The following is a 15,468-nucleotide window of genomic DNA, read 5'->3' as shown; positions in this document are numbered from 1 at the left end:
ACAGGACGGCCCGCCGGCCCATGGCATGATCGGACGCATGCGTGAACGTGTGGTGGCCGCGTGCGACGGGGCTTCTAAGGGAAACCCCGGACCGGCGGGCTGGGCCTGGGTCGTCTCCGACGCGTCGGAGACGCCCGACCGCTGGGAGGCCGGCCCGCTCGGCACGGCCACCAACAACGTCGCGGAGCTCACCGCGCTGGAGCGCCTGCTCGCGTCGACGGACCCGGCCGTGCCGATCGAGATCCGGATGGACTCGCAGTACGCCATGAAGGCGGTCACCGCCTGGCTGCCCAACTGGAAGCGCAACGGCTGGAAGACGGCCGCCGGCAAGCCGGTCGCCAACCAGGAGCTCGTGGTCCGCATCGACGAACTGCTCGGGGGCCGCGAGGTCGAGTTCCGCTACGTCCCCGCGCACCAGGTCGACGGCGACCGGCTCAACGACTTCGCCGACCGGGCCGCCAGCCAGGCGGCGACCGTCCAGGAGAGCGCGGGCAGCGCCCTCGGCTCCCCCGAGCCGCCGGCCGCGCCGGACGTCCCGGCCAAGGCCCCGCGTCGCAAGCCCGCCGCCCGGGGCGCGCGCAGCGGCGGGAGCGGTGGGAGCGGCGGCGCGGGGTCCTCGCGCACGCTCAAGGCGAAGTTCCCCGGGCGCTGCGGGGTGTGCGGCCGTTCCTACGCGGCGGGCGAGCAGATCGCCAAGAACGCCTCCGGCTGGGGCCATCCGGAGTGCCGCACGGCCGGCGCCTGACGGTCACCGGGCCCTGAGGTTCCCTCAGGCCGCGTCGAAGGTGTAGTGCGCCGTGTGGTCCAGCAGATCGGCCGGGCGCACGTCGTTCCAGGGCGTCATCGTGTCCTGGAGGTCGACGACGTTCGCGGTCCCGGCGGCCGGAAGATAGCCGGAGCCGGGGTGACGGCGCTGCCAGTCGGCCCAGAGCTTGTCGATGTAGGCGTGGTGCAGCCAGAACACGGGGTCGTTGGGGGAGACCCCGGTGGCCATCTGCCCGCCGACCCAGACATGGACGCGGTTGTGCAGGTTCACGCCGCGCCAGCCCTCCAGGTGGTTGCGGAACCCGTCCGAACCGCTGTTCCAGGGCGCCATGTCGTACACCGGCATCGCGAGGACCGAGTCCACCTCGGCCCGGGTGGGCAGTTCGCGCACGGACGTGCCCAGCGAGCGGCGCAGGAACGTACGGCCGTCGACGCGGACGTCGATAGGCCAGTTGCCGGTGGACGCGGCGAACGGCCCGTCCATGACCCGGCCGTCGAGGCTGCGCCCGGTGCCGCCGAGGAAGTCCGGCGCCCACAGCGAGGACCGCGTCGAGCGGTCGGCCGTCCAGTCCCAGTAGGGGAGCGCGACGGTGGCGTCGACGTCCTGGAGGGCACGCTCGAACTCCAGCAGGAATCTGCGGTGCCAGGGCAGGAACGAGGGCGAACGGTGGCCGGTGCGGGGGCCGTTGTCGGTGTCGGCGACGATGTACTGGTTGTGCGTGCCGACGAAGGTGTCGTAGCGGCCGCTGCGCTTGAGTTCGATGACGGCGGCGACGAAACGGCGCTTCTCGTCGGCGGTCAGGTTCGCCTGGTTCTTGCGGACGGTCATGTGCGGTGCTCCAAGTGCGTGTGGTGCGTCGAGTGCGGCTGGGGCGCGGTCAGTTGGCGGGGAACGGCAGCAGCGCCGCGCCCTGGAGCTCGTCGACGGCGGCCCGGGCGGCGGCGCGCGGGGTGGCCACGGGCTCGTAGTGGCTGACCACGCTGATCCAGCTGCCGTCGGCGTTGCGCATCGTGTGCAGCTCGACGCCGTCCACGAACACCGCGTAGCCGGCGCCGTGATGATGGCCGCCGCCGGCCATGCCCTGTATCCGGCGGCCCTTGTAGACCTCGTCGAAGGGCTGGGGGCCGCCGTGGTGGTGACCGGCGGGTGCGGCGGCTCGGGCGCGGGCGGCCGGGCCCGCGGTGGTGTCGGGCGCGGCGGCCACGGCGGTGGTCGTGGCGCCGACGGCGGCCACGGCGGCTCCGGCGGCTCCGAAGACGAGTGCGCGACGACGGGTGAGTTCCGGCATGCGGACCTCCTGGGTTCGGGGAACGGATGTCGTCGCATGCCTATCTGGCCGTGGCGCACGGCCGGTAATCCCTTCGAACCGGTTGGCTCCGATCCGGACAATTACTCACATGTCATACAAGTTTGAACCAAGATGATCTTGCTGCGTACAGGCCTCGGTCTGCCCGGAAGGGGGAATTCCTTCCCCTTCGCGGCGGGTTCGTGGTGATCTTTCGTGTTACCCGCGGTCGGCACGCGGTGCGACTTGCTCCGAGAAAGTGGCGCGTTCCGCAGCCCCGACGCCTGCTACCCTGCGTCGCGAACCGACCGCTTTGAGTAATGACCAGGGGTGCGTGTGAAGGTCGCCATCGCCGGAGGCGGGCCCGCCGGCCTGTATCTGTCGATCCTGCTGAAGCTCCAGGATCCCGCCCACGACATCACCGTCCACGAGCGCGATCCCGAGGGTTCGACCTACGGCTGGGGCGTCACCTATTGGCAGGGACTGCTCGACCGGCTCCACGCCCACGACCCGGAGTCCGCGCGGGCCGTCGACCGGGCCTCGGTCCGCTGGAACGAGGGCGTCGCCCATGTCCGCGGGCTCAGCACCCGCCAGCCCGGCGACCAGGGCTTCGGCATCGGCCGCCACCGCCTGCTGGAGATCCTCGCCGACCGGGCCCGCTCCCTGGGCGTGCGCCTGCGCTTCGAGCACGAGGTCACGGACCCCGGCGCGCTGACGGCCGAGGCGGACCTGGTGGTCGCCGCCGACGGTGTCCGCAGCGCCCTGCGCACCCGGCACGCCGGCCACTTCGGCACCGAGGTCCAGGCCGGCCGCAACACCTACGTCTGGCTCGGCACCACCAAGGTCTTCGACGCCTTCACCTTCTCCTTCGTCGAGACCGCGCACGGCTGGATCTGGTGCTACGGCTACGGCTACAGCGACACCCACAGCACCTGCGTCGTCGAGTGCGCCCCCGACACCTGGACCGGCCTCGGCCTCGACAGCGCCGCCGGGCCCGACGGACTGCGTGTGCTGGAGAAGCTGTTCGCGGACGTCCTCGACGGCCACCCGCTCATCGGCCGGGCCCAGTCCGACGGCAACGCCCAGTGGCTGAACTTCCGCACGCTGACCAACCGCAGCTGGCACCACGGCAACCTCGTCCTGCTCGGCGACGCCGCCCACACCACCCACTACTCCATCGGCGCGGGCACCACCCTCGCCCTGGAGGACGCCATCGCCCTGGCCACCGCCCTGCGCGAGGAGCCCGCGCTCCCCGAGGCCCTGGCCCGCTACGAGCGCGAGCGCAGACAGGCCCTGCTGTCCGCGCAGAGCGCAGCCCGGCACAGCGCCCAGTGGTACGAGAACCTGTCGCGCTACATCCACCTGCCGCCCCGGCAGATGTTCGCCCTGCTCGGCCAGCGCCACTCGCCGCTGCTGCCGTACGTCCCGCCCCAGCTGTACTACCGACTGGACCGCGCCGCGGGCCGGTTGGAGCCCCTGCGCCGGCTCAAGCGCTGGCTCGGGCCGAGGCTGGCCCGCGGCTCCCAGACCCGCGCGCTGGAGTCCCGCAGATAGCGGACCCGGCCGGCCCGGCGGATCGCCGTCGTTTGAGGTGCGGGCGTCACGGAAACCCGGTGCACATGGCAGAGCCGACGCAGGACAGGGGCCGTGACGAGACCCGCGAGGAGCGCGCCGACCGTATGTGGGCCGAACTCCTCCAGGAGGTCCGCGTGGCCCAGATGGGCGTGCAGATCCTCTTCGGCTTTCTGCTGACCGTCGTGTTCACGCCGACCTACCGCCGGCTCGGGGACCTCGACCAGGCGATCTACATGGTGACCGTCGTGCTGGGCGCCACCGCCACCGGCACCCTGATCGGCCCCGTCTCGCTGCACCGGCTGGTCTCGGGCCGCCGGGTGAAGCCGGAGGCGGTGCGCTGGGCCGCACGGCTCACCCTGACCGGGCTCGTGCTGCTGCTCGCCACCATGACCGGTTCCCTGCTGCTCATCCTGCGGGTCGCGACCGACGGGAACTTCGTGCCCTTCGTGGTCGCGGGAGTCGTCGTCTGGTATCTGCTGTGCTGGTTCGGCGTCCCGATGTGGACGAGGCACCGTCACACCGACTGAGCCGCCGTCCGGGCGAGATGGCGGTCGTGCACCCTGCTGAGCAGCAGCAGCGAGACCGTGGCGCCGACCAGGGCGCAGAACATGTCCCACTGGGTGTCCCACACATCGCCCTGGGTGGCGAGGAACGCGTCCGCCGAGTGACCGCCGATCACGGCCGCCGCCCATTCGAACATCTCGAAGACCGCGCTGAAGGCCAGGCACGCGCACACCGTCAGCGGCGCCAGCCAGCGGCTGCCGCGCAACGGCGAGGTGCGGCTGAGCAGTTCCCGGACCAGGATCGCCGGCACGAAGCCCTGCACCAGGTGCCCGAAGCGGTCGTACGGGTTGCGCTCCAGACCGAACGTGTCACGCACCCAGTCGCCGACGGGCACCTCGGCGTATGTGTAGTGGCCGCCCAGCGACAGCACCAGGGCGTGCGCCGCGAGGAGCCCGCACAGCAGTCCCGTGAGCGGGAAGCGCCGCCAGGTCAGGGCGATCAGCGGCAGTCCGACGAGCACCCAGACCGTCTCCAGGAACCACGTCGTACGGTCGTGCGGCGCCCAGGCGGACACCGCGAGCCCCGCGAGGGCCACCGCCGCGAACACGACGGGCGGCACCCGGCGGCGCGGGGCGGCGGTACCTGCGGGCAGGACGGACATGGTGGTCATGGGCCGACTCCTCTTCGTGGGAGCCCCATCGTGGCGGCGGCCCGAGGACACCGGCATGAGTACACGTACTCAACCCCGCACGGGTCTCACTCCCCGGAGCGGCCCTCCCGCGACCCGCGCAGCGCCGTGATGCAGCCGGCGATGGCGACCTGGAGTTCCTCCAACTGCTGGACCATGTCGTCCTCGTAGTAGTCCTGCGCGTCGTCGAAGGTCAGCTCCTCGAAGGCCTTCGTCGCCTTCTGGAGGCTGCTGTAGAACTTCGTCCGCCGTTCCTGGACGCGCAGTTCGGGGTCGGCCTCCACGGCCTCGGCGACCAGCGACCTCATCGTGTCGTACGCGTCGGTCGCCCACTCGCCGGAGTCCTCGCCCTCCTCCAGCTCGTCGAGCAGCGACAGATGCCGCTCGGCCTCCTGGCGTACGTCGGCCGGGGCGTCGACGGTCTGCCCGGCCGGGGTGCGGATCTGGCCGGACTCGGCGATCTGACGGACGTACCCGATCCGGTCCGCCGCGCGGCTCTCGCTGGCGACGGCCTTCTTCAGATCGTCCGTGCGTACGACGTCCCGCGCCAGTTCGGCCTGGAGGTCCGGGTCCTCGCGCACCCGGTCGAGCAGCGCGCGGCGGGCGGCGCGGGCGGTGGAGGGGTCGGCGAGGATCGCGGCACGCAGCGCGGTCGGGTTCTCGGCGACCTCCAGCGCCTTGGTCGGCCTGATGCCCTCGGCCTCGGCGGCCTCCGTGATGGCGGTGCCCCGCTCCGAGGTGGCGCTGGAGCGGGGCGTGTAGTAGCTCAACCACGCGTCCGCGTCCGGCAGTTCGATCTCCTGGCCCGGAGCGAGCGTCTCGAACTGCGGCACGAGTGCGTCGTCCGCCGCCCGGTCCCAGGCCTTGTAGTAGCGCATGACCCGCTCCGCGGAGCACCCGGCCAGCTCGGCGAACTCCTTCGCCGACACCTTCGGGGTCTCCTCGGCGCCCTGACCGCCCGGGCGCACACTGCGCGCCACCATCAGGGCGAAGGCCCACCCGCCGGTGCGCGCGTAGGCGCCGAACTCGCGCGCGTCACGCGCCACGAGGTCGGACAGCGGCGCGGGGGAGGCGGGGGTCGGGTCGAGCGGGGCGGGCGCCAGCGTCACGGACGGTCTCCTGGTAGCGGGGCGACGGGACGGCACGGGCGGAAAGCCGGGGCGGCTGCGGCCGGTGCAGACAGGAAGCCTATATGCACCCTTTCGCGGATCTTCGGCATCCAGGGACTGTCCGGCGGATTCCCGCCGGCCGGGCCCCGCGGCACGGCGGCGAACCCGCCCGGCCGGGCGCCGCGCCCCGGCGCCCGGCCGAGCGACCGCGTCCCGCCCGCCGCGCGGGCACTCCAGCGCCCTGTCGGCCGAGTCCCGCCTGCCGTCCGGCGGGACCGCCTCTCGTCGCACCCCCTGGCTCGAAAGGAAGCTCGATATTCGGGCGGGGCCCGGACAGGATGGCCCCATGACCGCGCGCCCTCTGCCCTCCAGCACCCCGGCCGCCCAAGGCGTCGACGCCACCGGCGTCCTCGCCCTCCTCGACGCCCTCGACGCCGCGCCCGACATCGAACCGCACAGCCTCATGATCCTGCGCCACGGGCATGTCGTGACCGCCGGCTGGTGGGCGCCGTACACCCCCGAGCGCCCGCACCTGCTGTACTCGCTGAGCAAGAGCTTCACCTCGACCGCCGCGGGCTTCGCCGTCGCCGAGGGGCTGATCGGCCTCGACGACCCGGTGGTCTCCCACTTCCCGGAGTTCGAGGCGGAGATCACCGACCCGCGCAGCCGCGCCATGCTCGTCCGGCACGCGGCCACGATGTCCAGCGGGCATCTCGCCGAGATGGTCGACACGGCCTACGGCACCGATCCGGCCGAGCCGGTCCGCGGCTTCCTGCTGCACCCGCCGGAGCGCGACCCTGGCACCGTCTTCGCCTACAACCAGCCCGCCACCTACTCCCTCGCCGCGATCCTCCAGAAGGTCACCGGGCAGTCGCTGAGCGACTATCTGCGCCCCCGGCTCCTGGACCCGCTCGGCATCCGCGAGGCGGCCTGGCTGCGCGACGGCACCGGCCGCGAGCTCGGCTTCAGCGGACTGCATCTGACCACCGACGCCGTCGCCCGGTTCGGCGAGCTGTATCTGCGCGACGGGGTCTGGGAGGGGCGGCGGCTCCTGCCGGAGGGCTGGGTCGCCGAGGCCACCCGCGCGCATGTGCCGACCGCGGGCCGCATGGGCCGCAAGGACGCCCCGGACTGGGACCAGGGCTACGGCATCCAGTTCTGGCGCTCCCGGCACGGCTTCCGGGGCGACGGGGCGTACGGCCAGTTCTGTCTGGTGCTGCCCGAGCAGGACGCCGTGGTCGTGACGACCGCGGCCACCGAGCGGATGCAGGCCGTGCTGGACCTCGTCTGGCGGCATCTGCTGCCCGCCTGCCGTCCCGCCCCGCTGACCGGCACCGACGCGGCCGACGCCGCCCTGCGGGAGCGGCTCGCCGGACTCGCGCTGCCGCCCGCGACCGGCAAGCCCGCCCCGCCCGAGCGCGCCGAGGACTGGGCCGGGGCGGCCTTCACCCCCTACGGCGGCGTCCGCCCGGACCTGCGCGGCCTCACCGGCGTCGCGCTGGACGCGGGCCCCGACGGCTGGACGGCCACCCTGACCGACAGCGGCCGCCGGACCGGCCTGCGCCTCGGCACCGGCGGCTGGGCCGTGAGCGAGGAGCCGCTGCCCGTCGCCGTCAGCGGCGGCTGGACCGGCCCGGGCACGCTGGAGTTCGCGGCCCAGTTCCTCGAGACACCGCACCGGCTGGTGGTCACCTGCACGCTCGCCGACCGCGCCTTCCGGGCCCGCTGGCGGACGGAACCGCTGAACGCGACCCGGCTGGACCGGCTGCGGGCGCCGGTGTCCGGAGCCTGACCCTCCGTACCGGCTGCGGGCGCCGGTGTCCGGAGCCTGACCCTCCGCACCGGCTGCGGGCGCCGGTCTCCACAGCCCGACCCTCCGCACCGGTGCTGCCTTCCGCACCGGTGCCCGAGCCCTCTCACTCGGCGGCCCTGAAGCTCCGCTCACCCGGCCCTGAAGCTTCCCTCACCCGGCCCTGAAGCTCCGCAGGGCGACGTCCAGTGCCTCGCGGCTGGCGGCGCCGTCCCACTCGGCGGCGGGCGCCGACCAGCGCAGCGAGAAGCCTCTGCCGCCTCCGAGGAGGAAGCCACGGCCGAGGGTGCGCACCCGGTCGCCGTCCGCCGTGGCGATCCACTGCAGATCCGCGGCCTTGCGGCCCTGGTACGTCAGTGCCCGGATCTCCCCGATCCGGCGGTAGTCGCCCGCCGCGCGCAGCCCCGGCTCCACCTCCCGCCAGACGGCGACCGGGTCGGGGCCGACCCGCTCGCTGTAGGTGACGGTGAGCGTGCGCGGGTCGCCGGACCGGCCGAGGACCACGCGATAGGCCAGGTCCGCCATCCGCGTGGTGTTCAGCGGCTTCCAGCCCTCCGGCAGGTCGACGGAGAAGCCCTCGGGGGAGTTGTAGGTGCGGAAGTCGCCGCCCGGGGCGGGGGTCGCCGTCGTGGGGCCCGGGGGCCCGGAGGGCGGGACGGCCGGCGTCGTCGGAGCCGGGTCGGCCGGGTCGGCCGGGGCGGAGGTCCGGGGCGCCGCACCGCCCGACGCGGTCGTGTCGGAGCCGGACAGCGCGCCCGTCGCGACCAGCACCGCCACGGTGACCGTGACGACCGCGAGCGTCGTACCGACGGCCAGCATGCGCGCGCCCCGGCCCGCACCCGCGTGCCGCACGGACGCGTACGCCCGCCGCAGCCGGGGCCGCTGCAGCACACAGGACGCGTCGGTCTCCTCGCGCAGCGCCCGGTCCAGGGCCTCGCGGACCACCGGGCGGGGCAGCCGCTCCAGCGAGTTCTTGCGGAGCAGCCCCTGCACGGCCCGGCCGAGCGGACCCGCGCGCACCGGGGCGCGCACGGGCAGCTTGTCGACGCTCCTCAGCGTGGCCTCGGGCCGCTCGCGCTCCCTGAACGGCGGGCGGCCCTCCACCATGGTGTAGAGGATCGCGCCCAGCGCCCACAGGTCGGCCGCCGGGCCGATCCGCTCGTCCCTCGCCTGTTCCGGTGAGGCGTACGACGGTGCCGCCAGCCGGGGCGCGAGCGTCGAGCCCGCCAGCCCGAACCCGCCCACGACGGCCGGGCCGCGGTCCGGGACGATCACCTGGCCGGGGCTCAGCTCGCCGTGCGTGATGCCCGCGGCGTGCGCGGCGTCCAGCACGTCCAGCAGTTCCACGCCGATCCGTGCCGCCCGGACATAGTTCAAGGTGCCCTGCTGGGCGAGGAGTTCACCGAGCGGGGTGCCGCCCACCCAGTCCGTGACGGTCCACAGCGCGCCGCCCGCGGTCACCGCGTCCAGGACCGCCGGGACCCGGTCCGGACACAGCGACCGCATGGTCTCCGACGCCCGCATCACGCGGCCCACCGTCCGCCGGGCCGCCCGTGCGTCCAGTCCCTCGGGCAGCCCCACCTGTGTCAGCAGACACGGGCGGCCCGTCTCCATGTCCTCGCCGTACCAGCCGACCCGGTTCGTCTCCTGGTGCACCACCTGAAGGGGCCGGTATCTGCCGGCGATCAACTTTTCCGCGGAGACATGCGCCTCGACCATCGTCATTCCCTCGCTGCACCCCTGGCTGCCACCCTTTCCCAGAGGTACGGCGAGCGAGCGCCCGCTTGTTCAACGGCCGCGACAACGTTGACCCGCCGTCAGGACAACTCCTCCGTGCCGGGGATCAGCCCGAAGCGCCGCGTCCATACGGCCATGTCGGCGGGCGAGGCGTTGCCCCCGCACACCACGAGACCCAGCCGGGCGCCCTCGCCCACCCGCTCCAGGACCTGCCGAGCGGCCGGCAGCAGACAGCCCGCGGCCGGTTCGGTCCAGAGCTTGGCGTGCTCGGCGAACTCCAGCGACCCCCGCACCGCCTCCCGGTCGGGGACCACCAGCACCTCGGTGACCAGGGCCGCCACATGCTCGTAGGTCAGGTGGGACACGGACGGGGCGCTCAGCGTGCTCACGATCGACGACAGCGGCACCGGCACCGGTCCGCCTGCCGCGAGCGCCGCGGACATCGCCTCGGCGCCCTCCGTCTCCACGCCCCACACCCGCACCCCCGGCCGGCGTGCCGCCAGCGCCGCCGCCACCCCGGCGATCAGCCCGCCGCCACCGATGCTGACCAGCACGTCCGTCAGCTCCCCGGCGTCCTCGGCGAACTCCAGTCCCACCGTGCCCTGGCCCGCGACCACCAGCGGGTCGTCGAAGGGGTGCACCAGGGTCAGGCCCTCGTCGCGCAGCCGCTCGGTCAGCGCGAACGCCTCGTCCATCGCGTCGGTCAGCCGCACCGTGGCCCCCGCCGCCTCGGCGAGGCGCACCGCGCGGGCCGGGGCCGAGCGCGGCATGACCAGCGTGGCCTTCACCTCCAGCGCCGCGGCCATGGTCGCGAACGCGATGCCGTGGTTGCCGCCGCTCACCGCCACCACCCCGGCCGCGCGCTCCGCCGCGCCGAGCGACAGCAGCTTGGCCGTCGCTCCGCGCACCTTGAACGAGCCGGTGTGCTGGAGGAGTTCCAGTTTCGCCGTGACGGGTGCGCCGAGCAGCTCGCCGAGTCCGGGGCTGCGCACGGTGGGTGTGCGGACGATGTGCCCGGCGATCCGCTCCGCCGCGCCTTCGATGTCCGAGATGCCGATCAAGGTCGTGCCTTTCGTTCCGTGCCGTCGGACCGCTCCGCCGCGCAGTCAGGCGCCGAAGAGCTGGGTCCAGTACGTGCCCGCCCGGCCGCCGCCCGCGAAGCCGATCCCGATGTGGGTGAACTCGGGTCTGAGGATGTTCGCCCGGTGGCCCGGGCTGTTCATCCAGCCGGTGACCACCTCGGCCGCGGAGCGCTGCCCGCAGGCGATGTTCTCGCCGGTCGAGCGCCGGACGGCGCCCGCAGCGACGGCCCGGTCCCGGGGCCCGCTGCCCTCCGGCGAGGTGTGGGAGTAGAAGTCCCGGGCCACCATGTCCGCGCTGTGCGCCTGCGCGGCGCGGGTCAGCAGCGGGTCCGCGGCGAGTGGCGGCAGCCCGGCCGAGGCGCGCTCGCGGTTGGTGATCGCCACGACCTCCGCCTCGGTGCGCGCCAGGTCGCCGGGTCCGAGCGGCCGGGCCCACAGAGCGGTCCAGAACACGTCACCGGCCCCGCCGCCGGTCGCCCGGCCGAGAGCGGCGTGTGTGAACACGGCGTCGTGCAGGATGCGACGGGCGTGATCGGTCCGCAGACAGGAGCCCAGCAGTTCCTGCGGGGTGCGCGGCCCGGACACCAGATGCTCGCCGACGCTCACATACGCGTATCCGGTGCGGGTCACGCGCTGGTAGACCGCCAGGCCGTCCCGGCCCTCCACGCCGAGACGGCCGGCGGCGGCCATCGTGGCGGCGTGCTCGTGCGCCGCGGCCGCGAGCCGGGCGTCCCACGCCACGCGCGGGGAACCGGCCCGCGCACGGGCGGAGTTGACCGGTCCGATCCAGGCGTCGGCCGTGACGCTGTCGTCCGGTCCTGCCCGGTGTCCGGCCGGAGCCGGGCCGACGCGCAGATCGACGACCGTGGGGGCGGCGCCGACGGGGGCGGGGCCGTCGCCCACCGAGACCGGAGCGGTCTCCGCCTCGCTCTCCACCACGTCCACCCCGAAGTCCCGGGCGACACCGGCCAGCCCTTCGGCGTAGCCCTGGCCGAGGGCCCGCACCTTCCAGGTGTCGCCGCGCCGGTAGATCTCCGCCAGCAGCAGCACCGTCTCCGTGCGCGGGCGCGGCGGTGCGAACCGGGCCAGGGAGCGGCCGCCCGGGCCGCAGACCTGGAGGGCGGGGGAGGGCAGCCGGCTGAGCGGGGTGTCCGGATCGGCGGGGCTCACGACGACGGTGACGCGGGTGGCGCCGGGCCGCAGGGCGCCCGGGTCGAGGGTGAGGGTGTCACCGCCGAGGCGGGCGCCCGGCGCGGCCGGCTGGTTGTAGAACACGAAGTCGGCGTCGCCGCCCACCCGGCCGCCGTCGTCGGTGATCAGCGCGGAGACGTCGAACGGCCCCGGCACCCGCACGGTCAGCGTGCCGCCCGGGAGAGCCAGATTGCCCCCGGGAACCAACTCGGTCATCACGCGCCCCCCTGTCGTGACCAGGGACGCGGCGGTCCGGCCGCGGCCCCGGGAACTGTCGTCCGGATCATGCCGACGCCGGCCGCCGGGACGCCGCGCCCTGCCGGCCCGGTCCGGATGACGAGCCCCTGGACCGGATAACGCCCGGGCCGTGCGGCTGGTTCCCGCCCCCGGCACCTGGCGGGCGGGCGCCGCTGTCCGTCGAGAACCGGCCGGATCTCCGTGGCGTCCACGGAGATCCGCCGGAGGGGCCCTACCCCTCGTCGATCACGCCCGCCCCGATCGCCGCCCGCGGCTGCGCGGGCACCGCAGCCCGGGGTGCCGCGCTCTTGCCGCAGAACGCGGACTCCAGCGTGCCGAGCATGGTGTCGAGGACGCGGCTGTTGTTGGACGTGTTGGCCATGGCGGTCAGGCTGCGTCTGCCGTCCTTCGAGGTGAACGCGTAGGTGTAGTAGCCCTGGACGGCGCCCGTGTGGCCGTAGACCGACACCCCGCAGGACAGGGTGCGCCGCCGCAGGCCGAGCCCGTACGCCGTGGTGCTGTTGACCTTGGTCCACTTCGTCATCCGGGTGAGGGACGCCGGCGAGACGAGCCTGCCGCGCAGCAGGGCCGAGGTGAAGACGTTCAGGTCGCGGGCGTTGGAGATCAGCGCCCCGGCGCTCTGCGCCCAGGACACCGTCTGCCGGGTGGCGTCGACCGGTGCCGCGCCCGCCGTGTCGGAGGTGAGATAGCCACGCGTGTGGGTGCCGGGCAGGGCCGTGCCCGGGTGGACGTAGAAGGTGTTCGTGAGCCCCAGCGGCTCGATGATCCGGGTGCGGTACGCGGTGGCGACGCTCTCTCCGGTGAGCTTCTCGATCAGCATGCCGGCGACCACGAAGTTGGTGTTCGAGTACGCGTAGGCCCCGCCCGGCGTGCCCGTGCGCGGGTGGCTCAGGGAGCGGCCGACCAACTGCCGGTAGGTGAAGACCTTGTTGCGGACCGCCTCGAAGCCGGACACGGACCTGGCGAACATCGCGTTCGTGTAGTCGTAGAGCCCGCTGCGGTGGCTCAGCACGTGCCGGACGGTGATCCGGTCGTCGGGCAGCAGCCCCGGCAGCACCCGGTTCACGGGGGAGTCCAGGTCCAGCCTGCCCTCGTCGACCAGCTGGAGCAGGACCACGGCCGAGAAGACCTTGGTGACGCTGCCGATGCGGAAGCGGTCGGTGGTCGCGATGGTCCGTCCGGTCCTGCGGTCGGAGATACCGCGGCGCACCCGGTGCACGGTGCCGTTGTCGTCGACGCGCGCGAAGGCGCCGGGCGCGCCCTGCCGTCGCGCGGTGTTCAGCACCGTGCCCAGTCCCACGAGGTCGGGCGCGGCCAGTGCCGCGGCCCGGGGGGTGTCCTCGGCCGCCGAGGCGGGGGCCGGCACCGCGAGGAACGACAGCATCACGGCGCCGAGCACCGCGGTCCTGCTCACCTTTGTGTTCACCATCCGGCTCTGCTCCCTTTCCGCCCGGGTGGTTGGTCATATCCGCGCACGAGATGGGGGGTTTATGTGCGAGATCGGTCACATCCGGGCGGGGCAACTTTCTCGCATCCCGTCACATCTCCACAGACGACACACAGTTGGCGCCGGCCGAACACCTGCCCACACCGGCGGAACCGGCCGATCTGACACGAAGGAATCTTCGACAGTGCGCACAAGACCTCATATACGCGGCCTGGCGGTCGCCGTCGCCGTGGCGTCGGCCGCCACGGGCCTCGCGGGCACGGCATTCGCCGAGACCGACGCCCCGGCCCCCTCCGTCGTCGACGCGGCGCGGTCCGCGGCCTTCGCCCACGCGAGCGCGACCGGAGTCGCCCGCGGCGACGAACTCCAGCCGCAGGACGTCATGGTCGACCCGGAGGGCGCCCGCCACGTCCGGTTCGTCCGCACCCACCAGGGCATGCCGGTCCTGGGCGGCGACCTCGTCGTCCACCTCACCCCGAAGCTGGCGTACGCGGGAGTGACCCGCGCCGCCGACCACGCGGTCCGCCCGGACGGGACCCGCGCCGAGCTGACCGCCGGCGAGGCCCGGGCCAAGGCGGCGGCCGCGACGGACGGCACCGCCGGCGTCGCCCAGCTCGTCGTGGACGCCCGCGACGGCGAGGCGGCCCTCGCCTACCGGATCCACGTCACCGGCGGCGACGCCGAGGCCACCGGCTCCAGCACGGTCGTCGTCGACGCCGTCACCGGCGAGATCCGCAGCAACACCCCCGACGCCGAGGAGTTCCTCTCGCCCAAGGTCGTGCGGACCCTGCGCGCGCGGGGCGAGCAGATCGACCCGGCCACCGGGATCGCGCCGGCCACCCCCCGCCTCACCGGCGCGGGCCCGGCAGCCGCCTACCCGGCGCCCGCGACCGGCGTCGGCAAGTCGCTGTTCGCCGGCCAGGTCTCGCTGTCCACCACACGGACCGCCCGCACCACGTACGTCCTCAAGGACCCCCGGCGCTACGGCACCGAGACCCGGGACGCCAGGGGCCTGGAGCCGGTCCAGTTCGGCCAGGCCAAGCGGCTGACCAGCTCCACCAACACCTGGGGCAACGGCACCGTCGGCAACCGCATGAGCGCCGCCGTCGACGCCCAGTACGGCGTCGCCGAGACGCTGGACTTCTACAAGGAGCAGTTCGGCCGCAAGGGCATCAAGAACGACTCCAAGGGCGCCCGCGCGATCGTCCACTTCGGCAACAAGGTCGGCAACGCCTTCTGGTACTCCTACTGCGGCTGCATGCTGTACGGGGACGGCGACGGCGAGCTGTTCAAGAAGCCCCTGGTCGTCCTCGACGTGACCGGGCACGAGCTGTCCCACGGCGTCGTCGACGCCACCGCCCGCCTGGAGCCCACCCGGGTGGACTCGCGCGGCGTCCAGTACGGCGAGCCCGGCTCCCTCAACGAGTCCCTCGCCGACATCTTCGGCTCCGGCGTCGAGTTCCAGGCGAAGAACGCCAAGAACCCGCCGAACTACCTCGTCGGCGAGAAGCTCGGCCTGGAGCAGAAGTTCCTGCGCCGCCTCGACAAGCCGTCCCTGGACGTGCTGGAGGGCGCGATCGACTACTGGGAGCCCGCCGTCTACGACGCCGAGGTGCACGCCGGTTCCGGCGTCTCCTCGCACGCCTTCTACCTGCTCGCCGAGGGCAGCGGCCGCAAGAGGATCGGCGCGGTCACCTACGACTCGCCGACCTACGACGGCCTGCCCGTCAAGGGCATCGGCCGCACCAAGGCGCTGAAGATCTACTACCGCGCCCTGACCCGGTACATGGTCTCCACTACCGACTTCCACGACGCGCGCATCGCGACGATGAGGGCGGCCAAGGACCTCTACGGGCTCAACAGCGTCGAGTACAAGGCCGTCAGCCGTTCCTGGGCGGCCGTGAACGTCCGGCTGGCCAACACCCCGGCCGTCAGGCGCTGACGCCGGACCGGCCGACAGACCCGGCCGTCAGGCGCTGACGCCGGACCGGCCGACACCAGGGGCGCCCCGGAGCA

The 15,468-nt window shown here is 73.8% G+C and carries 13 protein-coding genes; 5 read left to right on the top strand and 8 right to left on the bottom strand.

Annotation, left to right across the window (positions count from 1 at the left end; all coding sequences use genetic code 11):
• Window positions 1–25: 25 nt before the first annotated feature.
• Window positions 26–745 (top strand): ribonuclease H family protein, encoded by a 720-nt coding sequence (locus ACZ6SQ_RS24440; protein WP_389322708.1) that lies wholly within the window; start codon window positions 26–28, stop codon window positions 743–745.
• A 24-nt stretch (window positions 746–769) separates the two neighbouring features.
• Here the strand turns inward: ACZ6SQ_RS24440 and melC2 are convergent, their stop codons facing one another.
• Together melC2 and melC1 are read right to left on the bottom strand one after the other, a co-directional pair.
• Window positions 770–1,594, bottom strand: coding sequence for a tyrosinase MelC2 (gene melC2, locus ACZ6SQ_RS24435; RefSeq protein ID WP_469565545.1), 825 nt, complete (start codon window positions 1,592–1,594; stop codon window positions 770–772).
• Between the two features lie 49 nt (window positions 1,595–1,643).
• On the bottom strand, window positions 1,644–2,054 hold the full coding sequence (gene melC1 / locus ACZ6SQ_RS24430; protein ID WP_469565542.1) for an apotyrosinase chaperone MelC1: 411 nt from the start codon (window positions 2,052–2,054) through the stop codon (window positions 1,644–1,646).
• Between the two features lie 327 nt (window positions 2,055–2,381).
• On the opposite strand from melC1, the gene ACZ6SQ_RS24425 reads away from it, so the two are divergent.
• Both ACZ6SQ_RS24425 and ACZ6SQ_RS24420 read left to right on the top strand, forming a co-directional pair.
• Window positions 2,382–3,605, top strand: coding sequence for an FAD-dependent monooxygenase (locus ACZ6SQ_RS24425; RefSeq protein WP_469565540.1), 1,224 nt, complete (start codon window positions 2,382–2,384; stop codon window positions 3,603–3,605).
• A gap of 65 nt (window positions 3,606–3,670) precedes the next feature.
• Window positions 3,671–4,153 (top strand): DUF6328 family protein, encoded by a 483-nt coding sequence (locus tag ACZ6SQ_RS24420; protein WP_469565538.1) that lies wholly within the window; start codon window positions 3,671–3,673, stop codon window positions 4,151–4,153.
• Here ACZ6SQ_RS24420 and ACZ6SQ_RS24415 read toward each other — a convergent pair.
• Both ACZ6SQ_RS24415 and ACZ6SQ_RS24410 read right to left on the bottom strand, forming a co-directional pair.
• Window positions 4,141–4,800 (bottom strand): DUF2238 domain-containing protein, encoded by a 660-nt coding sequence (locus tag ACZ6SQ_RS24415; RefSeq protein WP_469565536.1) that lies wholly within the window; start codon window positions 4,798–4,800, stop codon window positions 4,141–4,143. The genes ACZ6SQ_RS24420 and ACZ6SQ_RS24415 overlap by 13 nt on opposite strands.
• An 86-nt stretch (window positions 4,801–4,886) precedes the next feature.
• Window positions 4,887–5,927 carry a hypothetical protein gene (locus ACZ6SQ_RS24410; RefSeq protein ID WP_469565534.1) on the bottom strand — a complete coding sequence of 347 codons (1,041 nt, stop codon included), beginning with the start codon at window positions 5,925–5,927 and terminating at the stop codon, window positions 4,887–4,889.
• Between the two features lie 346 nt (window positions 5,928–6,273).
• Here ACZ6SQ_RS24410 and ACZ6SQ_RS24405 point away from each other — a divergent pair, with 346 nt between their 5' ends.
• Window positions 6,274–7,719 carry a serine hydrolase domain-containing protein gene (locus ACZ6SQ_RS24405; protein ID WP_469565532.1) on the top strand — a complete coding sequence of 482 codons (1,446 nt, stop codon included), beginning with the start codon at window positions 6,274–6,276 and terminating at the stop codon, window positions 7,717–7,719.
• A gap of 171 nt (window positions 7,720–7,890) precedes the next feature.
• On the opposite strand, the gene ACZ6SQ_RS24400 is transcribed toward ACZ6SQ_RS24405, so the two are convergent.
• From ACZ6SQ_RS24400 to ACZ6SQ_RS24385, 4 genes are all read right to left on the bottom strand, one after another.
• Complete coding sequence (locus ACZ6SQ_RS24400) at window positions 7,891–9,462, bottom strand: serine/threonine-protein kinase (RefSeq protein ID WP_469565529.1); 1,572 nt, start codon at window positions 9,460–9,462, stop codon at window positions 7,891–7,893.
• Between the two features lie 92 nt (window positions 9,463–9,554).
• Window positions 9,555–10,535 carry a threonine/serine dehydratase gene (locus tag ACZ6SQ_RS24395; RefSeq protein WP_469565526.1) on the bottom strand — a complete coding sequence of 327 codons (981 nt, stop codon included), beginning with the start codon at window positions 10,533–10,535 and terminating at the stop codon, window positions 9,555–9,557.
• Between the two features lie 45 nt (window positions 10,536–10,580).
• Window positions 10,581–11,963 carry a CAP domain-containing protein gene (locus ACZ6SQ_RS24390; RefSeq protein ID WP_469565524.1) on the bottom strand — a complete coding sequence of 461 codons (1,383 nt, stop codon included), beginning with the start codon at window positions 11,961–11,963 and terminating at the stop codon, window positions 10,581–10,583.
• A 253-nt stretch (window positions 11,964–12,216) separates the two neighbouring features.
• The gene (locus ACZ6SQ_RS24385; protein WP_469565522.1) at window positions 12,217–13,434 is read right to left on the bottom strand and encodes a serine hydrolase domain-containing protein; all 1,218 of its coding nucleotides are present in this window, start codon (window positions 13,432–13,434) and stop codon (window positions 12,217–12,219) included.
• 229 nt (window positions 13,435–13,663) lie between these two features.
• On the opposite strand from ACZ6SQ_RS24385, the gene ACZ6SQ_RS24380 reads away from it, so the two are divergent.
• Window positions 13,664–15,394, top strand: coding sequence for a M4 family metallopeptidase (locus ACZ6SQ_RS24380; protein WP_469565803.1), 1,731 nt, complete (start codon window positions 13,664–13,666; stop codon window positions 15,392–15,394).
• The last annotated feature ends 74 nt before the right edge of the window (window positions 15,395–15,468 follow it).

Source organism: Streptomyces sp. NPDC048600, assembly GCF_055587025.1.
Note: the sequence above shows the minus strand (reverse complement) of the source record. Positions and strands in the feature narration are given on the sequence as shown.